The sequence below is a fragment of the Glutamicibacter endophyticus genome (assembly GCF_048457885.1).
Taxonomy (GTDB): domain Bacteria; phylum Actinomycetota; class Actinomycetes; order Actinomycetales; family Micrococcaceae; genus Glutamicibacter; species Glutamicibacter endophyticus.
On the sequence record NZ_CP174200.1, the window covers coordinates 830231 to 854821 of the forward strand.

Consider the following 24591-nt stretch of genomic DNA (forward strand, 5'->3'; position numbering starts at 1 on the left):
AAGCAACCATCGTCCGGGAGCTGAGTAACCGGGAAAGGAGACTACTTGGACAGCCAGGCGCTGACCTGCGAGGCCTGCAGGTTCAGGGCCTTGCCCAGATAGGGTTCGGCCGCCGAGGCCAGCTTGCCGCCGATGAAGGGGATAGAGGAAGAAACCTGAGCGTCGATGGCGAACTCGGTGGAATCACCGGCTGCGATTAGGCGCTCGGTGCCATTGACGTTCACCGGCACACCAGCCACCGAGATTTTGACCTCGGCGCTACGGTTACCCTGCGCATCCGGGGCGCTCCAGCTCTCCACCTGCGTGACGTTAATGGATTCTCCAACGAACTTCCGGGCGATGTCCGGAACGCGGTCGGTTGGCATGGCGCGTACCGAGGTCAGCGTGAAGGCACCGTTCAGGTCGCCCTCCACAGTGAAGTTACTCAGCGTCCCCTGGGCCAGCGAAGTTAGGTGCTCGGCGAAATCGCGGTTGGCGAGCGTTGCGATAACCTGCTCGGCCGGATGCGCGATCTGGGTGCTTGCGTTAAGAGCCATGGATGTCGTGTCCCAATCTTCAAAATGGCGTCATTCGAAACATGTTAAAACTCGAAGTTCCGAACGAATGGTCACTTCTAGCCTAGCCGTTCAGGTGCTTTAGGTAGGCTAGGAAGACACCGACAAACACAATACTTCCACCAAGCCGACCCCGCCCGCTGGCAAGGTCGGCCGCAGTAGCGTGAGCGGTTGAGAATTGACCTAAGCGAGGGGACCTAAAGAGCATGAGTCTGGTTGGACTTCACGAATTCCTGCGCGAGGAGCCGTCCTTCCGGCGGGTGGCAGGTAGCGCCTCCCGGGGATACGCCGAACGTAGCGAGGAACTGGAAATCGCGGCTCCGGCCGGGCTACGTGGATTACTCAGTGCACATGTCAGTTCCGCGCTCGAGACAGTTAACGGGCACCCAGTGACGTTGGTGGTCACCGCGACCGGACGCGAAGCCGAAGAAGTATCCTCGGCGTTAGGTGCGTACCTGCCGGCCGAACAGATTGCCGAATTCCCCTCCTGGGAGACGTTGCCGCATGAGCGGTTGTCTCCACGTAGCGACACCGTGGGACGCCGACTGGAGGTTCTGCGCCGCCTGCATGAAGGCGATGAGCGGTTGAAGGTCATCATCGCGCCAATTCGTGCGGTCTTACAGCCCTTGGTCGAAGGCTTGGGGCAGCTGCGCCCGGTGGTGTTGGCCGTTGATGAAGAACCCGGTTTTGACGCAGTGATTAAGGCTCTGTCCGAGGCCGCCTACGCACGGGTGGAGATGGTGACCCACCGCGGCGAATACGCGGTCCGCGGAGGCATCATCGATGTTTTCCCTCCAACGCTGGATCACCCGGTGCGTGTGGACTTCTTTGGCGACCAGATCGATTCCATCCGCTACTTCGCGGTTGCCGACCAGCGCTCCATGGAGGGGCAAGGCCCGCAGCGGGTCGTGGCAATGCCCTGCCGCGAAATGTTGATCACCCCGAAGGTCATGTCCCGGGCGGCGAACCTGCAGGACAAATTCCCCGCAGCCCGCGAAATGTTGACCAAAGTCGCCGGTGGCATCGCCGTCGAAGGCATGGAATCCCTCGCCCCGCTGCTGGTCGACTCCATGGTTCCGTTCCTCTCCCTGCTGCCCGAATCGTCAATCGCTCTGGTCATGGAACCGGAGCGGGTGCGCGCTCGAGCTCATGATTTGAACGAAACGAACGCGGAGTTTTTGGCCGCCGCATGGGCCTCGGCCTCCGACGGTGCCGCCGCGCCCTTGGATTTGAGCACGGCAGAGAGCACCCGGAAACTCGAATCCGGGGACTTTGCCACGCTAGCCGATACGGTCGAGCAGGCGACCAAGGCCAAGGTGTCGTGGTGGTCGGTGACCTCGCTGGGCGCCGACGAGGAGCTCGAAGTCGGGGCCTCAACCATCCGCATCCAGGCCCGCGAACCACGCGGCTACCAGGGCGATGTGGACGCGATGATGGAGTTCATCTCTGGGCGAGTCAAGGACAAATGGCGAGTCGTGGTGGCCACCGAAGGCCCTGGTCCTGCCGCCCGTCTCTCCGAGCTGTTCGCCGAATACCAGATCCCGGCGCACCGGGTGCCCAGCATTGAGGCCGAACCAACCCCCGGTCTTATCGAAATTACCCAGGCCAGCGCCGGGCGAGGCTTCGTCTTCGAGGACCTGAAATTTGGTCTACTCACCGAGGCGGACCTGCTGGGGCGTTCGAGCGCCTATGCCGCACGTGGCACCCGCAAACTCAGCGCCAAACGGAAGCGCAATGCAGTAGACCCATTGACGCTCCAGGCCGGGGACTATGTCGTGCATGAGCAGCATGGCATCGGTAAATTCGTGGAGCTCATTGCGCGTAAGGTCAATGGTTCCTCGCAGGATGCCAAGCGTGAGTATTTGGTTGTGGAGTATGCCGCCAGCAAGCGTGGGGCACCCGGCGACCGGCTCTTTGTGCCGATGGATCAGCTCGATCAGATCACCCGCTATGTTGGCGGTGAAGCCCCGACGCTGTCGAAGATGGGCGGCGCGGACTGGTCGAATACTAAGAAGAAGGCCCGCAAAGCGGTCAAGGAGATCGCCGCAGATCTCATCAAGCTGTACTCCGCGCGCATGGCCAGCCGTGGGCATGCCTTTGCCGAGGACACCCCGTGGCAACATGAATTAGAAGAAGCCTTCGCCTATATCGAAACCCCCGATCAGCTCACCGCGATCAACGAGGTCAAGGCCGATATGGAACGCGAAGTGCCGATGGACCGGCTGATTTCCGGTGACGTGGGCTTCGGCAAAACCGAGATCGCGGTACGGGCTGCCTTCAAGGCGGTGCAGGATTCGCGTCAGGTGGCCGTGCTGGTACCCACCACCCTGCTGGCCTCGCAGCACTATCAGACGTTCACGGAACGATACTCGGGCTTCCCGGTGCGGGTGAAAACCCTCTCGCGTTTCCAGACCGCCAAAGAAGCCAAGGAAATCATCGCCGGGCTTAAGGACGGCAGCGTCGATATTGTGATCGGCACGCACCGGCTACTTTCGAAGAATGTTGAGTTCAAGAACCTCGGACTGATTATCGTCGACGAGGAGCAGCGCTTCGGCGTTGAACACAAGGAAGAGCTCAAGAAGCTACGCACCAACGTTGACGTACTGGCCATGAGTGCCACCCCGATCCCGCGTACCTTGGAGATGAGCCTGACCGGGATCCGCGAAACTTCGACCTTGGCCACCCCACCGGAAGAACGCCACCCGGTATTGACCTATGTTGGTCCGCGGAGCGAGAAGCAAATTTCGGCGGCGGTGCGCCGTGAACTGATGCGCGATGGGCAGGTGTTCTTCGTGCACAACCGCGTTTCCTCCATCGAGCGGGTGGCTGCCGAGTTGCGTGAGCTGATCCCCGAAGCTCGGGTGGAAGTCGCGCACGGCAAGATGAGCGAATCCCGGCTTGAACGCATCATCCAAGACTTCTGGGAAAAGAAATTCGATGTGCTGGTCTCCACCACCATCATCGAAACCGGTCTGGATATTTCGAATGCGAACACCTTGATTGTGGATCGGGCGAATAATTACGGCCTTTCGCAGCTGCATCAGCTGCGTGGGCGCGTGGGCCGCGGCCGCGAGCGGGCCTACGCCTACTTCCTCTGGGATTCGGATAAGCCACTCGGTGAGGTGGCGCTCGAACGTTTGAAGGCGGTCGCGGCGCACAACGAACTGGGTTCGGGCTACCAACTGGCGATGAAGGATCTGGAATTGCGCGGGGCCGGTAACCTGCTCGGCGGCGAACAATCCGGGCATATCGCCGGGGTCGGATTCGATCTGTACCTGCGACTCGTCGGCGAAGCCGTCGCAGACTACAAGGGCGAGGGCGAGACCGAATCCACCGAAATGAAGATCGAGTTGCCGGTGAACGCACACCTGCCTCATGAGTACATACCGGGCGAGCGCCTACGTCTAGAGGCTTACCGGAATATCGCTGCGGCAGAAACCGACGAGGCCTTGGCCGAGGTGCGTGCCGAGCTCGAGGACCGCTACGGTGCCCTGCCACAGCCGGTGGAATACTTGCTGCGGGTGGCGGCCCTACGCATTCGGGCCCGGGCCGTGGGGCTACGCGATATTCAACAGATCGGTAACCACATTAAAGTCTCGCCGGCCAAGATCGAAGATCTTCCGGCCTCACGGCAGGTGCGTTTGGAGCGACTCTACCCGGGGTCGGCTAATAAACCAGCTTTGGGAGCGATCTTCATCCCGAAGCCACGGACCAGCCCGGTCGGCGGGCGGGATCTGGCCGACGGCGACATCCTCGATTGGGCCGAACGCTTGCTCTACGGCATTTTTGAACCGACCCCAGTCAAGGCCGAGTCGTCGACACAAGCTTAGCTATCGAGCTCGTGCGCATAGTCGATAATCGAGCGCCGGTAGGTCGGCAGATGTGGGGCCAACGTGAGCAGGGCCGTACGTAACGCCTCCGCCGGTTGTCCATCATCGTAGAGTGCCAACGCGAGAAATGCTTGCGCGCCGGGCAACAGCTCCTGTGGGGTATCTTCCATGGAGCGCAGAAGGTCGATCGCTTGGTCGGCCTGCCCGAGGTTGCGTAGCGTACTGGCTAGTTGGATGCGTGCGTTGTGGTGGTGCGGCGCCTCGAGCCCGGCGGCTAGCGCTTGCCGGTAGCCTTCCACCGCGAGGGCCTCGTGGCCAAGGAAGTCGTGCACCGAGGCCTGCTCAAAGGCCAGCCGTGCCGCAGGTACGTCCCACTGGTGGCAGAGCGTGGTGACCTCATCGGCGAGCTGTTGTGGATCCCGCGTTTCGGCTTGTTCCCAGAATGCGTCGATGGCTTGTTCAAAGGTGGTGTGCATAATCTCAGCCTAGGGCAGGGGCGTGGGGCGAGGGGTGAAGCGCAGCAAACGGTCGTCGGTATCGCTTGGCGTGCCGCGACCGTCGGTGTTATTGGTCAGGATCAGCAGTGAGCCGTCCGCCGCGCACTGTACCTCGCGGAGCCGGCCGTATTGCTCGGTTAGTAGCGTCTGGGATTGCTCTGGGTCGGCGAGCGGGATCCGGTAGAGTCGTTCGCCGCGCAGGGCAGCTAGATAGATGGCGTCCTTGCCGACACACAGGCCGCTGGGGCTGGCCTCGGCCGGTGCGAATACCTGAAGTGGATCACGGAAGTCTGCATCCGCGCCGAACCCTTCGATTCGGGGCCAGCCGTAGTTCCCGGCCGGTCGGATCTCATTGAGTTCGTCCCAGGTGTTCTGCCCGAACTCGCTGGCGTACAGGGTGCCGTCGTCGGCCCAATCGAAACCCTGGACATTGCGGTGGCCCAGTGAATACACCGGCGAATCCGGCCAAGGGTTATCCTCGGGGACCTGCCCATCGGCGTCCACACGCAGAATCTTGCCGCCAAGGGACTTCAGGTCCTGAGCATTGGCCGGATCTCCGGCGTCCCCGGTGCTCACATACAACAGGTCATCGGGGCCTATGGCCATGCGGCCCCCGTTATGGATGCGTCCGGCAGGAATGCCGCTGAGGATCACGGTGGAACGGCCAAGCGCTAGTTCCCCGGGGTCTCCCTCCAGGCCAAAGCGCAGGACGCGGTTGTCTTTCGCCGTGGTGTAGTAGGCGAAAAGCGAATCCCGCTGCACCGCCAGGCCCAGTAGTCCGCCTTCTCCGGCCGGTTCGAGATCCGGTACAGTCCCGAGGACGCGGGTGCTCCCATCGGCTAGTAGCTCACTGATCTTTCCGGTGTCACGCTCGCTGACCAGCAAGGCGTCACGGTAGCTGGCCAGCGACCAAGGAGCCTGCAACCCTTCGGCGACTACTTCCACCGTTGGTTCTGGGGTGGGGGATTCGCGCTGAGCTTCTGGAGGTGTCTGGCATGCCCCAAGTAGCAGGAGCAGTCCGACCAGCGGGACAATCCGGGTAGCTCGTGGTCCGTGGCGCATGGTGACTCCTAAGCCCTTAGCGCACGCCGGTGGAGAGGTTAACGCAGACAGGGAGCCACCCCGGTGGGGTGGCTCCCTGTGGATGCGTCATTGGCACTTACTTCTGTGCGGAGACCTCGTGCGAATCGCCGCGGCCCATGAAGGTCATCGGGACTGCGAAGGCCAACAGGGTCAGCACGAAGCAGGCGATGGTAGGCAGCCACGCGTTCTCGAGAGTCCAGAAGGACAGCGAGTAGATGGCAGCGACGAACAACACAAAGAAGACCGCGAAGGTAATCAGGTTGCCAGCCAGGCGACCTGAACCGGAGTGGGTGACGTTCTTGCCGTTCGAGTACACGTGATCTCCTTGGAAGTTATGTAGGTGCGTGTGGCTTAGTAGCCGCTTCCGCCTTGCTCTCCCTCTAGAATAGCAACTCCGGAGCTGGACCCGAGACGCGTGGCGCCCGCGGCGATCATGGCCCGTGCGGTTTCTGCGCTACGTACGCCACCGGACGCCTTCACGCCGAGCTCTTCGCCCACGGTACGGCGCATCAGGGCTACGTCCTCGACGGTGGCACCGCCGGTGGAGAACCCGGTGGAGGTCTTCACGAAATCGGCGCCGGCTGCCTTGGCCGCCTCGCAGGCCAGCACCTTAGCTTCCTCGGTGAGCAGGCAGGTCTCGATGATGACCTTCAAAATAGCCCCGCCGTCATGTGCGGCCTGCGCGATTGCGAAGATCTCGTTGACCAGTGCATCGCGATCGCCGCGCAGCGCCGCGGCGATGTTGATGACCATATCGATTTCGTTGGCACCGTCTTCGATGGCGCCACGGGTTTCGGCCACCTTGATCGCGGTGGTCGAGGCGCCCAGCGGGAACCCAATCACCGAGCAGGTCAGCACGTCGGAGTCCTTCAGCTCGCGGGCCACGGTAGCGACCCATACCGGGTTCACGCACACCGACTTGAAGTGGTACTGCTTGGCCTCTTCGCAGACCTGAACGATCTGCTCGAGCGACGCGTTCGGGGCCAGCAAGGTGTGGTCAATGTAGCCGGCGATCTGCTGGACACTGAGTTCGGTCATAGGTGGTCCTCACACAATAAGTTGAATAGGGCTTCGGGGCGTCAGCCTAGTCTGTTGCCAGAAAATCGGCCAATTCGTCCTTGATCTTCAGGCATCGGGCCCGGGCGCGGTCGCGTGCTTCCGGAACGGCCTCGAGGGATGTGGCCGGCTCGATGCTTTCCAAGTAGCACTTCAACTTCGGCTCGGTACCGGAGGGCCGAACGATGACTCGGGTGCCGTCGGTGCAGAACAGCATGAGCGCATCGGTGGCCGGCAGCTCATCCGAACCGGTAGACAGGTCACGAATCTCGTTGACCTGTTGCCCGGCGAGAGTCTTCGGAGGCTGCGTACGCAGTCGATCCATCAGTGCCGGGATCAGTGAAAGCTCGGAGAATCGCAGCGAAAGCTGGTCGGTGACATGTACTCCATGAGCCGCGGCCAGCTCGTCGAGGCGGGCGACCGGCGAAGACCCGGCGGCCTTGAGCGTGGCGGCGATATCGGCCAACACCAAAGCTGCGCTGATGCCGTCCTTATCGCGAACCACATCGGGGGCCACGCAGTAGCCCAGCGCCTCCTCGTACCCGAATCCGAGCGAGGGAACCCGAGAAATCCACTTGAACCCGGTGAGCGTTTCCCGGTGCTCCAACGAATGCTCCTTGGCAATCGCGGCAAGCATCCGCGAGGAGACGATGGAATTAGCCAGACGCCGGTCCTTGGGCAGCGAGGCGGCCACATGATCGCCGAGCAACCACCCAACCTCATCGCCGCGCAGCATGCGCCAGCGCCCCTGATCCAGTACGGCCGCGGCACAGCGATCCGCATCCGGGTCGTTGGCGATGACCAGGTCCGCCTCGACCTTATCGGCCAAGGCCAACGCTAGATCCATGGCCCCGGGTTCTTCGGGATTCGGGAAGTCCACGGTGGGGAAAAGCGGATCCGGTTCGAACTGCTCCGCGACCAGGTGCAGGTCGGTGAACCCGGTGTTGCGTAGTGCGCGGGCCATCGTCTGTCCGCCAACCCCGTGCATCGCGGTCAACACGATGCGTAGTGCCGCTCGTGCGGTCGCGGTGCGGCCCTCGGCAGCGGGTATGACCGGCTGGGTATCGCGCAGGTAGTGCGCCGCGATGTCGTCGGGTAGGACCTGCCAGCCGGACTCCGCGCGGGCAATGTCGCTGACCGGCTGCGTGTGGTCAATGAGTTCGGCAATCTGTGCGTCCACGGGGGAGACAATCTGCGCTCCGCGTCCGGCTTCGTCGGTGACACGGCCGCCGGTGTATACCTTATAGCCGTTATCCCGCGGTGGGTTGTGGCTTGCGGTGACCATGATTCCGGCCTCCGCTTCGAAGTGCCGTACCGCCCACGCCAAGACCGGGGTTGGTAGCGCCGAGGGCATAAGTAGCACCTCGAACCCGGCGGCGGCGAATACCGCCGCCGAATCTTCGGCGAAGACATCGGAATTCGTGCGCGCATCGAAGCCGATCACCACCTTCGGGGTGTATGCCCCGGCGGCCTGCCCGATCAAATAGCGGGCGATGCCCGCCGCGGTGCGCAAGACAACGACCCGGTTCATGCGCATCGGCCCGGCCCCCAGTTCGGCCCGTAAGCCCGCGGTGCCAAAGGCCAAGACTCCGCCGAAACGGTCGGCCAGGTCGGCGAGGGCCGCTGGATCGTCGGCTCGGGCCGACTCGAGCAACTCGGTCAGTTCGTGACGGGTGTGCTCATCCGGGTCCTGGGCGGCCCAGTCGCTGGCGGCGGCCAGCAGGTCTACGGTCTGTTCCATACTCTTCTTCTCTGGAGGTTTGGTCTCGAAACTGCGCGAGCTATGTTTAGAAGCGGGCGACGATCTGCGCCAGAAGCTTCGAAATGCGCGGTCCGGCGGCCTGCCCGGCTTCGATCACTTCTTCGTGGCTCAGCGGGGTTTCGCTGATGCCCGCGGCCAGGTTGGTGACCAGCGAGATGCCGAAGATTTCCATCCCGGCATGACGCGCGGCAATGGCTTCGAGCGCGGTAGACATGCCCACGAGGTCACCGCCGATACGCTTAGCCATCTGCACCTCGGCCGGGGTCTCATAGTGCGGGCCGGTGAACTGGCAGTACACGCCCTCGTCGAGGCTCGGATCGATCTCCCGTGCGATATCGCGAAGGCGCTGCGAGTACAGGTCGGTGAGGTCGACGAAGGTTGCTCCCTCGAGCGGGGATGTGGCCGTCAGATTGATGTGATCGGAGATCATCACCGGGGTGCCCGGGCCCCATGCGGGATTCAGCCCGCCACAGCCGTTGGTCAGCACCAATTTGGTGCAGCCGGCCGCAGCGGCGGTACGGATCGGGTGTACCACGGCACGGACTCCGCGGCCCTCGTAGAAGTGGGTGCGGGCGCCGAGGACCAGCACGCGCTTGCCATCTGGGGTGAGGATCGAGGAAATATGCCCCTTATGCCCGGGTACGGCGGAGGCATGAAAACCGGGGATATCGGTTGCGTCGAGTACATGGGTGCGCTCACCGATGAGGTCGGCTGCCTGCCCCCAGCCGGAGCCCAGCACGACGGCGATGTCGTGGGAGGCGACGCCGGTCTGCTCGGCGATGTAGCGTGCGGCTTGGTCGGCAAGAATCTGCGGGTCAACTTGAGTATCAGTCACGAGCAATACGGTACTCGCGCCCGGGGGCTTTGTCAGGTGACCGAGCGTGTGATTGCTTGCTTTTCCCGCTCAGGATGTGCGCAATCACAACCCCATGGTAGAGAATGGTGGGGTGAGCGCAGATCGTACGAATGAAGCAACCCGTTTAGTGATTCTCGGTGGCGGCCCCGGTGGCTACGAAGCCGCCATGGGAGCAGCCCAGCTGGGAGCCCAGGTAACCATCGTGGAACGTGCCGGTATGGGTGGTTCGGCGGTATTGACCGACGTGGTGCCCTCGAAGACCCTGATCGCCACCGCCGATGCGGTGCGCCGGGTCAAGCACGCCGAATCCTTCGGGGTCAAGGTCGACGGACTGGACAACGCCGTCACCGATTTCTCGGTAGTTAATCGACGGCTGCTGGCCTTGGCCAAGGAGCAGTCCGCCGATATTCGTAATGGGCTAGAGCGCGCAGGCGTGCAGATCGTCATCGGCGAGGGCCGTCTGATCGATCGCCACCACGTTGAGGTCACCGCCGCCGATGGCTCCACCCGTGTGCTGGAAGCCGACGCGGTGCTCTTGTCTGTCGGTGCTCACCCTCGCGAGCTGTCCACCGCCAAGCCCGATGGCGAGCGCATTTTCAACTGGACCCAGATTTACAACATGAACGAGGTGCCCGAGCACCTGATCGTGATCGGTTCCGGTGTGACCGGTGCCGAGTTCGCTTCGGCCTATAACCTCCTCGGGGCCAAGGTCACCCTCGTCTCCTCACGTGATCGGGTGCTTCCCGGTGAGGACGCCGACGCGGCGGCCGTGCTCGAGGACGTGTTCAAGCGCAACGGCGTGAACGTCGTCGCCCAGGCTCGTGCCGAGGCCGTAGATCGCAAGGGCGATCGCGTTTTCGTGACCCTGGCCGATGGTCGCGTGCTCGAAGGAAGCCACTGCTTAGTGGCCGTGGGTTCGATCCCGAACACCGAGGGAATTGGTCTGGAAGAAGCCGGCGTGCATTTGACCGAATCCGGTCACATCAAGGTCGATGGCGTTTCGCGCACCACCGCCAACAACGTTTACGCGGCCGGCGACTGCACCGGTGTCTTCGCGCTGGCCTCGGTAGCCGCCATGCAGGGCCGCATTGCCGTGGCTCACCTGCTGGGTGACTCGGTGAAGCCAATCAACCTTGAGGAAGTTTCCTCGAACATCTTCACGAGCCCGGAAATCGCTACCGTCGGTGTGTCCCAGCGTGCAGTGGCCGAGGGTAAGTACCAGGCCAATATCGTCAAGGTGGATCTGGGCAGCAACGCCCGCGCCAAGATGATGAACATGGAAGAGGGGTTCGTCAAGATCCTCTCGCGCAAGGGTTCGGGTACCGTAATTGGCGGCGTGGTCGTTGCACCGCGCGCCAGTGAACTGATCTTCTCGCTGGCGTTGGCCGTGCAGAACGGTCTGCATGTCGACGATGTCGCCGAGACCTTTACGGTCTACCCCTCCTTGGCCGGTTCGCTGTCAGAGGCCGCGCGCCGTTTGCACCGGCACCGCTAGACACCGAGATTCCACGGGGCGGGTCCGACGCGTTAAGCGTTGGACCCGCCCCGTGGGCGTTAACCCGCCTCGGGTGCGTTAGGTCAGGTCAGGTGAAAGTATCGTCGATCGCGCGTTGCCTGCCGATCATGATGTGAGATAGATCCCGTCGAATTCATCTCATATGTTGGACGCTAGTGTCCACGATATGACCGGCCGGGTCTAGGATGAAATCGTTCATCACCCGACCGCAACCCAAGGGGCTTACGAATATGTCTCAGCCAAGCCAGGTGGCGGCGCCCAAGGAAAACACCCGTGGACGCGTGCTCTTTGCCAGCATGATCGGCACCACCGTCGAATTCTTCGACTTCTATGCCTATGCCACCGCATCGGTGCTGGTTTTTCCGGCGCTGTTTTTCCCCAACGCGTCCACCATTAACGCGATTCTCTCCTCCTTTGCCATCTTCGGTGTGGCCTTCCTGGCCCGGCCGCTGGGCTCCATCGTCTTCGGCCACTATGGCGACAAGCTGGGCCGCAAGGGGACCTTGGTTGCCTCGTTGCTGACCATGGGTATCGCGACCTTCCTCATTGGCTTCCTGCCTCCGGCACAGGGTTTCTGGGTTATCCTCGCACCGTTAGCGTTGGTGCTGTTGCGCTTTGCCCAGGGTCTGGCGCTGGGTGGCGAATGGTCGGGTGCCGCCTTGCTGGCCACCGAAAATGCGCCGAAGAACCGTCGTGCGGTCTACGGTACCTTCCCGCAGCTTGGGGCTCCCGCCGGTTTCATCATCGCTAACCTGATGTTTGTGGGTCTGCAGACCGGTCTGAGCCCGGAGCAGTTCCTCGCCTGGGGCTGGCGCGTTCCCTTCTGGTTCTCGGCCGTTATGGTTCTGATCGGCCTGTGGGTCCGTCTGAAACTCGTGGAGTCGAACTCTTTCCAGAAGGTCGTGGCACAAGACAAGGTCGTGAAGTCGCCGTTCAAGGTCACCATGCAGAAGCATTGGCGTCCGGTGCTGGCCGGTACCTTCATCATGTTGGCCACCTATGTGCTCTTCTATCTGATGACCTCCTTCACCCTGACCTACGGCACCGCCCCGGCAACGGCCGAGGCCGCACGAGCTGCCGCCGAAGCCAAGGGCAAGGTCTTCGACGCCGCAAGCTTCGTGCCAGGTCTTGGTATCGAGCGTCCGGTCTTCTTGACCATGCTGATCATTGGCGTGGTGTTCTTCGGGATCTTCACCGTCGTCTCCGGGCCATTGGCAGAGAAGTACGGCCGCCGCAAGTTCCTGATCTGGGTCAGCACCGGCATCTTGGTATTCGGCGCCGCGTGGAGCCTGTTCTTCGGTCCGGGCCAGGCTGCGGCCATGGTCGGTTTGATCGTTGGCTTCGCACTGATGGGCCTGACCTTTGGTCCGATGGCCGCCTACCTACCCGAGCTGTTCCCTTCGAATGTGCGCTACACGGGCTCGGCTGTTGCCTATAACCTGTCCTCGGTCATCGGCGCCGCTCCAGCCTCCTTCGTGGCCATCGCACTGTGGAACGCTGGCAGCGGTAGCACGGTCGGCGTTGGTATCTACCTCGCCATCGCCGCATTGCTGACCCTCGGCGCCTTGGTCTTGACCCGTGACACCAAGGATGTCGACATCGAGAACTTCGTCGACTAAGTCAGTCATTCTCAACGAACGCGGGCACCGGAGATCACTCCGGTGCCCGCGGCCGTTTTCTGATAGTCAGCGACCTAATGTCGGGTTTACCGGTACCAATTATCACCGGCACTATATCCAACCGCGCCCATTGCTGTGCTGCGTTCGGAGAATTGGTGCCGCAAAGCTCGCCGAAGCGGTTGATGTGTAGTCGGTATCCAATAATGTTGCGTGCGTATTTGCGGCAGGCGAGCGAGGCGGAAGATGCTCGGCGCCGCTTAGCCCACGGGTCGTGTGGTTGCCAGTGCGGCGATAAGTTCTTGCTCTTCATCCGGCTCGAGACCTGAACGCCACGGGTCGGAAGCCAGCCGGGCCAGGCGCTCGGTTGCCGCATCACGCAGAGTTTCCTGGAGCGGTCGAGTGCAGAGTCCTGCCGCCACCGCCAGTGAATTATCCATAGCGTTCATGCCTTGCATATGTTTTTCGGTGAGCCAGAGCGGCAAGGACCGCGCCCCGGCCCACTGTTGTACGCCGTGCTCGTGTAGCCAGGTCTCCGGAGCGCGGCACAGCGCCGGGGCATGCTCGGCCAAGGACCGCGCTACACGTAGATGTTCGGCGAAAGAATGACGCTCTCCCGCAGCGTTATAGATGCCGCTGGTCTGCGGTTCCAATAAATCGATGGCCCAAGCCGCTAGGTCTCGCGCATCAATCATTGAGACATCCTGCTCGAGTGCGTCGGGTACAAGTGCCGGGGTGCGGCGGTGTGGATCGAGCATGCGGGTGGGCCAATAGCTGGTACGGTCGGTCGGGTCCGCGGGGCCCGCGATTAGCCCGGCACGCAGTATGGTGGCTCGTTGTTCGGTGAACTGGTCGAGTATGGCCTCTTCGCAGGCGACCTTGGCCGAGCCGTAGTCATCCATGCTCTGCATGATGTCCGCTTCCAAAGGCGGCAATAGCGAAGCCTTCTCGGTGGTTCCAGACACCGAGAGGTCGCGATAGACGTTTCCCGAGGAGATAAACAAGTAGTGGCGGGCGTTGGGTTCGAGGTAGCGGGCCGCACGGCGCACGTGGCCGGGTTGCCGGGAAACATCGAGGGCCGCATCCCACCGCGCGGTGCCCAGCGCATGCAGCGCGTCTGCCTGGTCCCGATCGAGCCTAACGAGTTCTGCGCCCTCGGGAATGGTGCTACCTCGCGCCACACAGGTGACCTGATGACCCCGTGCGAGGGCCGTTTGAACCAATTGGGAGCCGAGCCAGGCGGTACCGCCAAGTACGAGGAGTCGCATGAGCCCATCCTTGTTGCTGGTAGCCCCGGGCGCTAGAGCGGTTCGCCACGGATGAACTCTGAACCCTCGTGCAGATACAGGTTGGGCCGGGCCGTATGGAGCGGCCCGGCCCAACCCGACTGGTACGTGCTAGGAAGCGTCGGCGATTGTCGCGATGACCGCGCCGGCGGACAGCGTCTCACCGGGGGAGACCTCAAGGCCTTCGACGACGCCCGCGCGATGCGCGGTGATCGGCTGTTCCATCTTCATGGCCTCCAGCACCACAATCAGATCACCTTCGGCAACCTCATCGCCATTGGCGACACCGACCTTCACGATGGTGCCCTGCATTGGCGAGAGCAGCTCATTACCGCCACCGGCTGCGGCCCCTGCCTTGCGGGTGTTCTTGCGCTTCTTCTTGGCCCCGTTCTTAGCAGCCGGAGCTTCGGAAACCTGGCCGAGGGATGCCGGCAAGGTCACCTCGAGGCGCTTGCCGCCAACTTCAACGGTGATCGCGGTGCGTTCGGCTTCCTCGGCATCCGCGGCACCGGTCGGGGTGAACGGTGCGATATCGGCGGCGAATTCGGTTTCGATCCAGCGGGTGTGTACCGAGAATGGACCCTCTTCAGGGATGAACGCCGGGTCGCTCATCACGGCGCGGTGGAAGGGCAGCACGGTGGGCATACCCTCGATAGTGAACTCCTCCAACGCGCGGCGGGCACGCTGGGCGGCGACCTCGCGGGTGGGGCCGGTGATGATGAGTTTTGAGATCATCGAGTCGAAGTTACCGGAGACGGTTTCACCGGCTTCAATCCCCGAATCGATGCGCACGCCTGGGCCCGAAGGGGTGTTCATGGCCGTGATGGTGCCCGGGGTGGGCATGAACCCACGGCCGGCATCTTCGCCGTTGATGCGGAATTCAAAGGAATGCCCACGGATCTCAGGGTCGTCGTACCCCAGCTGCTCACCACGGGCCAAGCGGAACTGTTCACGCACCAGATCCAGTCCGGTCACTTCTTCGGAAACCGGGTGCTCAACCTGCAAGCGCGTGTTGACCTCTAGGAACGAGATAACCCCATCCTGACCAACGAGGAATTCGCAGGTGCCAGCCCCGACGTACTTCGCTTCCTTCAAGATGGCCTTGGAAGCCTCGTAGAGACGTGAGACCTGCTCATCGCTCAAGTATGGGGCAGGTGCTTCTTCAACGAGTTTCTGATTGCGGCGCTGCAGAGAGCAGTCACGAGTGGAGACCACCACGACATTGCCGGCCGAATCGGCCAAGCATTGGGTTTCCACGTGGCGTGGTGCGTCCAAGAAACGCTCGATGAAGCACTCGCCGCGACCGAAAGCAGCCGTGGCTTCGCGTACTGCGGACTCGTAGAGTTCACCGATTTCGGCGCGGTCGCGGACAACCTTGATACCGCGGCCACCGCCACCGTAGGCGGCCTTGATCGCGATCGGGAGGCCATGCTCATCGGCGAAGGCGTAGACCTCGTCGGCGGAGGCCACCGGATCCTTGGTGCCGGGCACCAGCGGGGCTCCGACCTTCTCAGCGATGTGGCGAGCCTGCACCTTGTCGCCGAGCTTGTCGATGGCCTCTGGGGAGGGGCCGATCCAGGTGAGGCCGGCGTCGATCACACGCTGGGCGAACTCGGCATTTTCGGCGAGGAAGCCGTAGCCGGGGTGCACCGCATCGGCACCGGAGCGTTCGGCAATATCGAGGATCTTTTCGATACGGAGATAGGACTCACCGGCGGTGGTGCCGCCGAGGGCGTAGGCCTCGTCGGCTAGACGCACATGTAGGGCCTCGCGGTCGGAGTCTGCGTAGATTGCCACGGACTCGATGCCTTCGTCGCGTGCCGCACGGATGATTCGTACTGCGATCTCGCCGCGGTTGGCGACCAGCACCTTCGTCAATGGATTCATCGGAACCTTGCCTTCGAAAAATTACGGACTGCTATCCCCGAGCCTATCGTTTTTGTGGGATATCAATGTACAAACGGGCCCTTTTCGGGCTAACGGGTGTAAAACTTTGGAGGTTTCCTACAAAATGCGGACAACCGGACGGGGACGTTTTTGTGACTGGTTCGACAGAATCAGCCGCGCGCCCGATGGCGGCGCACCGCTGCACGGTTAGCACAACGAACCGAGCAGAAACGTTGGCGACCGTTGCGCGTCACATCGACGACCACATGTGTGCACGGTTCGGCTGCGCAACGTCGTAGTCGATGCATGCCGCGTGTGGTGAGGTGCAGTGCCGTGCCGACACTGATGACCGAGCGTAATACCTCGGGCAATGGCTGTCCGTTATCGCGATAATGCAGATGCCAACCTTCCTGGTCGTGGTCAACCAGTCGCGGATAGGCGGCGGCCCGAGCCATCTGGATATTGAGTAGCTCGGCGCGCGCAGTATCCGAGGTGGCATCCACTATGTGCAACCAGTCGTCAATGACCTTGCGTGTCTCAGCATGGTCCTCGGCGCATCGTGGGAAGGGCATGGTCATGCCGACCTCGCGGGTGCGAGCCTCGATGCCGTCCCGATCGGCGGGCCAGTCGTTGGCTAGTGATGCAGCGAGCAACACAGCGTACTCGCCGTAAGGGTTGAGATGCATAAGGCCATTACATCATGCTGAATTCATGACATGTGAAACCAGCCTCCAGCCCGCCGATCCACCAGCGCACCCCCGCGAAGTTGCTCACCAGTGGATGATCGAATCTCGACACGGTACCGCGGACGGAATTGTCGAGTACCTTCGCTGCGTCGACTGTCGGGTCCGTCGAGTACGCCTGCGCGCTTACTCCGAGAAGCTTCTTCTGCAGAGTCAAGATCTGAGATCGTGAGGGTTCATTGGTGAGAGCGTGACGGAATGGCCTAACTGCAGACGGAACCGTTCGGCTACATAAGTACCTCGTGCCGCCTTACGGTCCGCTGCCCACCGCGCTAGGGATGTCACGCCGCGGTCAGTAGGACTTGAGACCAGGGCCCCGCTGAAACCTAGTGGTGCATAGGACTTATCGGTGATGTGCAATCCTTCAAGGGAATTAACAGGAAGCCTATTGCTTTTTTCAAGTTTTTAGATTCAAATAATCTCACTGGCTAATCCCTAGCCACGTCACCTTCTGCTCTTAGGGTTTCTTGTGCAATCTTTCTCGGGGTATAGCTCTGCGCGTTTATGGATGGATTTTCCCGTGCGGACCAGAAAGTTTCTCGCGGGCGTGGCGATCGCCAGTTCGGCGGCGCTCGTATTTTCCGGATTGGTAGTTCCTGAGGCTTTTGCGGACGAAGAAACCTCGGCTGAAGTAGCTGAAGAAATCACTGAGCGTCCTGATGGGGTGGCGGCGCAGATCACTGCGAAAGCGACCGGTCATCGGGTAGAGGACTTGTCTTTGCGGACGGCTACAGAGCAGGTATTTGCTAATCCGGATGGCACGTGGACTTCGGTGACCACTTCCGCCGCTAGGTTCATAGAAGATGACGGTGTATTTGTCCCCATCGGAGATGCCGACGAGCTCACAACCACGGATGACCCGGTAATTGGTGATGGCACGGAGCTGACGGTCGCTAATGGCGCGGAGGCCCTAGGCGCTGGTCCCAACAAGGACTCCGTGGTTTTGGCCGAACTGGTGAATACCGGCAAAAACAAAGGTGCGAAATTCGAATTGGGCTGGGAAGGGGAGCTTCCGGTCCCTGACATTGCCGATAACCAGGCGACGTACTCTGATCAAGTCGAAGTTCCCGTGATTGATGATTCCACGGCAGATGTCGCTCCACAGACCGCAACGGTGACTCCGGACCTTTCAGAAAGTTCCGAACCTACTGACGCATTGACCGAACCGTCAGCTGAAGGCTCTGAGCAACAGCCCTCTACATCACCTTCTGCAAGCGAGCAGCCATTTTTTGCGCCTCGTGACGACGCAGCAAAGTCTGATTCACCTCGTAGCGAGAACGGGACGGCGGAAGACCCCTCCGATGCGCCGCTTACCGAGACCTCGGAAGATCCATCGATCAACGCCGATGTTGTGGTTCTACCACTGCGTTCAGGTTTTTCTCATCGCACGGTCCTGGATGAGGCACCCGCGGGCGGTGTGTCTCTGCGTTTCCCCATTGGGCTTTCCAAGGGCCTGAGTATGAAGAAGGACAAAGAAACTGGCGATTTAAGAGTTCTTGATTCTGAGGGCGAGACGGTGTTTTTCGCTCCTGCCCCAACGATGTGGGACGCGAAGATCGATGAAGCTTCCGGGCTGCCTGCGGCGGAGCGATTCGTCGAAACGGAGCTGACAGAAGAAGACGGTGTTCCTGTTCTCACGTTGCATGTCGACGCGGATTGGTTGCAGGATCCACAGCGTGAGTACCCGGTGACTATTGATCCGACGTGGTCTGCTGGGGTGTCCGACACGTGGGTGCAGGCGGACGTGCCTGGGTCCAAGGCTGGCGACCCCGAACTACGGGTGGGTACCTTCAACGGTGGTTCGCTGAGGTCCCGGTCCTTCTTGCAGTTTGTCTCTTCGGCGCTGGATGGGAAGAAGATCGTCAAGGCCGAGTTGCGGATGCATAACTATCATTCGTATTCCTGCACCTCTGCCCCGGTGAAGGTGCAGCGCGTGACCAGCCCGTGGGTGGCGTCCGATGTCAGGTGGACGGCGCAGCCTACGGCGACGAGCACAGGCGAAGGCTCGAACAATGTCTCCAAGGGGTATTCGTCGAGTTGCGCGGCGGGGTATGTCTATTACCCGATCACTCCGATTGCCCAGTATTGGGCGGATAACCCGACGAAGAATTACGGGGTGCGGTTGATCGCGGAGGATGAAACGAATAATTATTCATGGAAGCGGTACCGCTCCACGAATTACATCCTTGGCTCGAATGATCCAATCGAACCGCAGTTCATCGTCACTTACAACTCTTACCCGAGTACCCCTTCGGCGGTGTCGTTCAACTCCGGCGAATCAGTTAAAGACGCTGCAGGCAAGACGTGGGTGAGGTCCAAGACCCCAACCTTCCGAGCTACGGTGTCGGATCCTGACGGCGGGAATGTCAAGGCTGAATTCGATATGAGTGGTACGAGCACCCTAACGAAGCAGGCCGGTACTACGGTTGCCTCCAAACAGGTCTCGACCTACAAGGCGTCGCTGGCGGAGAACGGCACGTATACGGTCAAGGCGTGGGCGCATGATGGTTCGTTGCGTTCAAAGGCGTCGGGCCCGGCTTCCACTTTCACCGTTGACTCGGTGGCTCCGTCGACGCCAACGATCACTTCCTCTGGTGGCATTTCGAATAACGGATGGCAATCCACGAAACCAAGCTCGAATACTTTCACGTTCTCATCGAGTGCTGACACAGATAAGTTCTCATATCAACTGAACAATGATGCGTGGAAGACCGTCACGGCCACCTCGGGGAAAGCGACCTTGTCGTGGAACCCGACCGGAGCAAACATTCTTCGAGTTAAGGCTAACGATAAGGCAACCAACACCTCGGCGACGACGACGTGGACGTTCGGTAATGGTGCGGCATCGTTGACCTCTCCGATGGCTGGGTCCACGACTTCAGATTCGTTCAAGGTGACGGGGCAGGGGCCCACATCCGCCACGGGTGTTGTGACTCCGAAAGTGTATTGGCGCGAAGCCGATAGCGTGGCGGCCGATACGAGCACTTATGGGTCGAACGCTGGATGGTATGAGGCGGCCACCTTACCTGCGATTGCCGTGGGTCAGCCGGTGAAGGTCGATACATTGGTTAATGTCGCTGCGGCCCCGGCAGGCAAGCTCAAGGAGCTGGGCAAGGACCGTCTGGCGACCTTGGTGGAGATCCAGGTGTGCTTCGACTATGCCGGTGCGCCGGCGGCCTCGCGGCTACAGTGCACGACGAACAAGTCCAAGAAGCCGGTGCAGGTGACCAAGCTGCCGCATGCGTTTGGCGGGAACTACCCGGTGGCCGAGGCCGGGGACGGGCAGGTCGCGCTGGCTACGGGTGAACTCAATGTGTCGGAAACGGATGTGGAGGTCAACGCGGGAAATACCGGGTTGTCGGTGAGCCGCTCGTATTCGTCATATTCGGGGATCGGGGCGAATTCACGGATCTTCGGCAGGGGTTGGCGGGCGAATATCGACGGCCCTGATGAAGGGCTTTCGGGCCTTTTGGTCGTTGAGTCCACGGCGCTTGATGGCACCGTGACGTTGATTGACGATGATGAGTCCGCGGCAGTGTTCCGCCAGCCTGGTAACGGGCGAGTGGCGTTGAAGATCGGCACCTATGTGGCGGCGAACGAGGATGCGAGCGCCTCGGGGTGGAAACTTGCGCTCTCCGGGTCCGGGACCTCTGCACGAATCAAGGTCACAGAGGAAGACGGGACGGTGACCACCTTTAAGCGCGGCGCGATCTTGGAGGGCAATGCCAAGATCTATGAGTGGATTACCGAGACCGTCACGGGCGGCAATGGGACCGGCACGAGCAAGTTCGTGTCGAATGCGGCAGGGCAGACCACCATGGTGATTGCCGGTACGGAAACCGCTCTGGCATGCGATACGACGACTCCGGTGAAGGGGTGTCGCCGCATCAATTTGGCCTATGACGCTGCCGGGAAGATCACCAAGGTCACCTATACTGCATGGGATCCGGCGACCAGTGCCATGAAGACGGTGACTATCGCCGAGTACGGCTATGACGGGACCACGGCTGATTCACGCTTGACCAGCGTCAAAGATTCCCGCACCGGCGATGTGACTACCTACACCTACGGTGCTGACTCGGCCGCCGGTGTGCCACTGCTAGCTTCGACTGAGGAGAAAACCAGTAGTGGTTCGCGGGTCGATGCACCCACCTATTACAGCTACGGCCTGGGCAACACCTCGTCCGGACGAGCAGACTGGCTGGAAAAAGTCGAGCGGGGCAACCCGACAGATGGCAATACAAGAGTTCAGGCCGCACGTTTCGTCTACGGGATTAACCCTGTCGCTGACGGGAATAACCTACCTGATCTGCGTGAAGAGCGCGTGAGGCTGTGGGAACAGGAAGCCGCGAAGCGTCCGGTGACCGGCTACGCGGTCTTCGGGCCTGGGAAGAATATCATCACCTCGAGGGCCGGCTCCGTTGCGGTAGCCGACTACAAGTTCGCGGACCTGCAGTACGTGGATCCGCAGAACCGTGTGGTCAACACCGCGTCCTACGCTGGTGGGGAATGGCAAATCACAGCCAGCGTCCTGAACGAGGACGGCAACGTCGAGCGTTCCTACGATGCGCGGGCGATCCGGACGATTAAAGACGCTGCGGCCGATCCGGCCAATGTGGTCGGTGGCATCGTGAACGGGCACACGGATCAAGCATCGTTGAATTTTTACTGGTCAGATCTCTCCGCGTACGTCGACGAGAATGGAGAAGGGATTTCATCGGCCACCGATCCGGCCCTCAGAGCGGACGAGATCGCGCGGAATGAAGCCACGGCGGAGTTCTTGCGTGGGTACGTTACGGACACGTATTCGCCTGTGACCACCGACGAGAACGATGAGCCTGCACGGGTGCATACCAAAACGACGTACACAGCCTTGACGGATGTGGATGCCGGGGGCATGCCGCGCATGCTGCCCACCAAGGTGCTCACCACGAAAGCGAATTCCGGAGACGTGGATCTGGCGGTCACGGGCGAACCGGTGCTCAGTGAGGTCCTCAACGGGTACAACGCCTACACCGTTGATAAGGATGGGCGCGCGGCCACGGATAAGAACAACCTGCGCTCGGGATGGGTTATTGGGACTCCAACCAAGGTGACGCAAGTCTTATCACCGACAACCAACAATATCGTGACGGAGACCCGGTTTGATGACCAGGGACGCGTGATCGAGACCCGGCAACCGAAGTCTGCCGGTGCTGATGCTGGCACGACGCTGAGCGTGTACTACACGGCAGGGGCCAATGCGGTTGATGCCGTCTGCGGCAACGCTCCGGAGTTTGCAGGCTATCTGTGTAAGAATACGCCGAAGGGCGCTGGGTCAGTCGCCAAGCACCAGACCGGGTTCAATATCTATGGCCAGCCGGCGACCTTTACCGAGTCTTCCACGGGAACCGATGGGGCCAAGCGCACCACGACCCAGACCTACCGGGCCGATGGGCAGGAATTGAAGACCACGGTCACCACCAGCGGCATCACCACCACCGCAGTTGCGCCCGTGGAGAAGCTCTATGACGCTACGGGCGTGCAGAACGGTGTGCGTGCACTGGCGACCGGCACCACCCCGCAGTCGGAGGTGAAGTGGACCCAGGATTTGTGGGGGCGTACCACGTCGTATACGAATTCGTTGGGTGAGACTACGACGACGGAGTACGACGGCTTCGGCAATGTCGTCAAGGTGGTGTCGCCGGTTTCGACGACCACGTACAAGTATGGTGCCCTGTCAGGAGACGGGACCGCGGAGTACCAAGGTGTCGTCACCACGATGACAGTCTCAAACCACGGCGGCACCGGAACGGGAACTTACAAGGCGTCCTATGACGGTGACGGCAACGTCCTGACTCAGACGATCCCTGGTGGATTCACCCAGAAAATGGACTACGACGAATCCGGCAAGCAGGTTCGGTTGGCGTATGACGGACCGTTGAAGGCCGAGGACGGGACTACGTCGAACGGGACCTGGATCGCTTGGGAGCTGAACCGTGACACCACGGGACGGATCGTTGGCGAAACCACACCGGAAGGTGACGTCCTGGCCGGAACATCGACTGCAGGGGACCGCGGTGCAGCCTATGACCGCACGTTCACGTATGACCGTGCCGGTCGCCTCACCGAAGTGCAGGACATCACTGCGCAGCCCGGCGAAACCGTCAACACCGATCCTGCCGAAGGCGCCGTTACGCCGGCGACGGTCCGCAAGTATTCGTTCGACAAGAACGGCAACCGTACCTCACTGACGACTACCGTGAATGGAACCCAGACTGCTTCTCGGACCTGGGCCTATGATGCGGCTGACCGCGTTGGTGTAGGAGCAGGGTATGTGTATGACGGATTAGGTCGCCAGACGACCATTCCGGCAGTAGATGCGCCAGCAGCATCAGGTGGTGTTCAGGCCGGTTCTGGCGCAATCACGATTTCGTACTTTGCCGACGACGCGGCAGCAAAGATTACCCGGAACGGCACAACAACAGCTATCACTCGGGACCCAGAAGGACGTCGCCTCACAGTAGCCTCGACAGGAACCGCGGCTGCTGGTGCGGAAACGAAGCACTACTCAGATGATTCGGATAATCCTGCCTGGACGAGTCGTGTTCAAGGAACTCAGACCACGACGACTCGGTACGAGTCCACGATCGGCGGCGATCTCGCACTGACAATCACCGACAACAAAGTCGAATTGGCGTTGAGTAATCCACACGGTGATGTGGTGGCCACTGTTCCTTTGACTGGTACGGGTGCGGGTCAGGGTATTTCTGGGTGGGCGCAGTATGACGAGTACGGAAACCAACTGTCCGAACCAGTGAATACTGGTGCGACGACTTATGGGTGGCATGGCATAGATCAGAGGGCAGTAGATGCGAGCGGACTTGTACTTATGGGTGCTCGTCTCTATAACGCTGCCACGGGACTATTTACCAGTCGAGATCCAGTTGAGGGCGGCAATACCACTTCGTATGCTTACCCGCAGGACCCTGTGGGAAAGAATGATGTTTCTGGTCAAGGGTGGATTAGAAATCTGGCACGAGGGGCAGTAATTGCGGCTGGGGTTGTGGGTGCCATTGCATGCGGAGCCAGCATAGTTTGTGGCGTGGCTGTAGGAGCTGCAGCCGGGGCTGCATACTACACGGCTAAAAACGGATGGTCATCGCGGTTCAGATGGGGTGGACTAGCAAGCTCAACTGTCTTTGGCGCCATTGGAGGTGGCGGCTACGGATCGATCACTCGTAGCATTGGGTGGAAGCTATCTAGCAAGTATCGATTTGGGGCCCGCTTTAGTAAAGGAACTGGACGCGGAACGGACTTCATGCACAGGGGAAATCGAGTCTTTGGTCTCCATTCGCACCGAATTAGAAGTAAGAAACTCAGGTCATGGGCTCCGATTCACTATCACCGTCGAGGAGGAATCGGTGGTATTGGACGTCACCGGCCATGGGAGAAGAGAACGTCAATCAAACGCTGGCATCAGAGGTTTTAAATGATTTTGCGTAGGCGAGCAAAACGTACGATGAAGCACCGTGCGAGAGAAGCAACGTGCGAGCAGTGTGGTCACGTTTGGCAAGAACACATGTGGGAGGAAAACAACTTTTCGTGTGGTGAATGCGAGTACGAAATAGAACATGGGGATCCGAATGCTCCAAATGAGCCTTGTACTCTAGCGCCTCCAGAAGGAACTCTTAGGTACGCAGGTGAATAATCGGTGATTACATGAACCTAAGCGCTACTTGGGGTAGCTCTGTCTAAGGAAGTAGCTCTGGCCATAGGGGACATATCGGCCCTCGCTTTGTAGTCCCTTTGGATCGTATTTCATTTCGGCATGCTAGTCCTGCGCCGAGCAGGACCAGAAATTAAAGCACGGTTGCGGAGGTCATGCTTCGGTGGTGTCAATTTTGACAAATACATTAGCCAGGG

Annotated in this window: 14 protein-coding genes; 4 read left to right on the top strand and 10 right to left on the bottom strand. The window is 60.8% G+C overall.

Going from position 1 to position 24591, the window contains the following annotated elements:
- Positions 1-41: 41 nt before the first annotated feature.
- Complete coding sequence (locus ACJD00_RS04010) at positions 42-536, bottom strand: DUF2505 domain-containing protein (RefSeq protein ID WP_309408438.1); 495 nt, start codon at positions 534-536, stop codon at positions 42-44.
- 224 nt (positions 537-760) lie between these two features.
- On the opposite strand from ACJD00_RS04010, the gene mfd reads away from it, so the two are divergent.
- Complete coding sequence (gene mfd / locus ACJD00_RS04015) at positions 761-4384, top strand: transcription-repair coupling factor (RefSeq protein WP_418908590.1); 3624 nt, start codon at positions 761-763, stop codon at positions 4382-4384.
- Here the strand turns inward: mfd and ACJD00_RS04020 are convergent.
- The 6 genes from ACJD00_RS04020 to ACJD00_RS04045 form a co-directional block, all read right to left on the bottom strand.
- Positions 4381-4860 carry a tetratricopeptide repeat protein gene (locus tag ACJD00_RS04020; protein WP_418908591.1) on the bottom strand — a complete coding sequence of 160 codons (480 nt, stop codon included), beginning with the start codon at positions 4858-4860 and terminating at the stop codon, positions 4381-4383. The genes mfd and ACJD00_RS04020 overlap by 4 nt on opposite strands.
- Before the next feature lie 9 nt (positions 4861-4869).
- Positions 4870-5943 carry a PQQ-dependent sugar dehydrogenase gene (locus ACJD00_RS04025; protein ID WP_418908592.1) on the bottom strand — a complete coding sequence of 358 codons (1074 nt, stop codon included), beginning with the start codon at positions 5941-5943 and terminating at the stop codon, positions 4870-4872.
- Positions 5944-6040: 97 nt separating this feature from the next.
- Positions 6041-6280, bottom strand: a complete 240-nt coding sequence (locus ACJD00_RS04030; RefSeq protein ID WP_418908593.1) for a hypothetical protein — start codon at positions 6278-6280, stop codon at positions 6041-6043.
- Between the two features lie 35 nt (positions 6281-6315).
- Positions 6316-7002: a deoxyribose-phosphate aldolase gene (gene deoC, locus ACJD00_RS04035; protein WP_309408428.1), complete on the bottom strand. Its 687-nt coding sequence runs from the start codon at positions 7000-7002 to the stop codon at positions 6316-6318.
- Between the two features lie 46 nt (positions 7003-7048).
- Entirely contained in the window at positions 7049-8761 is a 1713-nt protein-coding gene (locus ACJD00_RS04040) for a phospho-sugar mutase (RefSeq protein WP_418908594.1), read from the bottom strand.
- Positions 8762-8807: 46 nt separating this feature from the next.
- Positions 8808-9617 carry a purine-nucleoside phosphorylase gene (locus ACJD00_RS04045; RefSeq protein ID WP_309408424.1) on the bottom strand — a complete coding sequence of 270 codons (810 nt, stop codon included), beginning with the start codon at positions 9615-9617 and terminating at the stop codon, positions 8808-8810.
- Between the two features lie 94 nt (positions 9618-9711).
- Between ACJD00_RS04045 and ACJD00_RS04050 the strand changes: the two genes are divergently transcribed.
- Together ACJD00_RS04050 and ACJD00_RS04055 are read left to right on the top strand one after the other, a co-directional pair.
- On the top strand, positions 9712-11133 hold the full coding sequence (locus ACJD00_RS04050; RefSeq protein WP_396275254.1) for an NAD(P)H-quinone dehydrogenase: 1422 nt from the start codon (positions 9712-9714) through the stop codon (positions 11131-11133).
- A gap of 251 nt (positions 11134-11384) precedes the next feature.
- Positions 11385-12773 (top strand): MFS transporter, encoded by a 1389-nt coding sequence (locus ACJD00_RS04055; RefSeq protein WP_418908595.1) that lies wholly within the window; start codon positions 11385-11387, stop codon positions 12771-12773.
- Between the two features lie 257 nt (positions 12774-13030).
- On the opposite strand, the gene ACJD00_RS04060 is transcribed toward ACJD00_RS04055, so the two are convergent.
- The 3 genes from ACJD00_RS04060 to ACJD00_RS04070 form a co-directional block, all read right to left on the bottom strand.
- Entirely contained in the window at positions 13031-14038 is a 1008-nt protein-coding gene (locus ACJD00_RS04060) for an NAD-dependent epimerase/dehydratase family protein (RefSeq protein WP_418908596.1), read from the bottom strand.
- Positions 14039-14167: 129 nt separating this feature from the next.
- Positions 14168-15943, bottom strand: a complete 1776-nt coding sequence (locus ACJD00_RS04065) for an acetyl/propionyl/methylcrotonyl-CoA carboxylase subunit alpha (protein ID WP_418908597.1) — start codon at positions 15941-15943, stop codon at positions 14168-14170.
- Between the two features lie 170 nt (positions 15944-16113).
- The gene (locus ACJD00_RS04070; protein ID WP_418908598.1) at positions 16114-16629 is read right to left on the bottom strand and encodes a CGNR zinc finger domain-containing protein; all 516 of its coding nucleotides are present in this window, start codon (positions 16627-16629) and stop codon (positions 16114-16116) included.
- A gap of 565 nt (positions 16630-17194) precedes the next feature.
- On the opposite strand from ACJD00_RS04070, the gene ACJD00_RS04075 reads away from it, so the two are divergent.
- The gene (locus ACJD00_RS04075) at positions 17195-24157 is read left to right on the top strand and encodes a DNRLRE domain-containing protein (RefSeq protein ID WP_418908599.1); all 6963 of its coding nucleotides are present in this window, start codon (positions 17195-17197) and stop codon (positions 24155-24157) included.
- Positions 24158-24591: the final 434 nt, after the last annotated feature.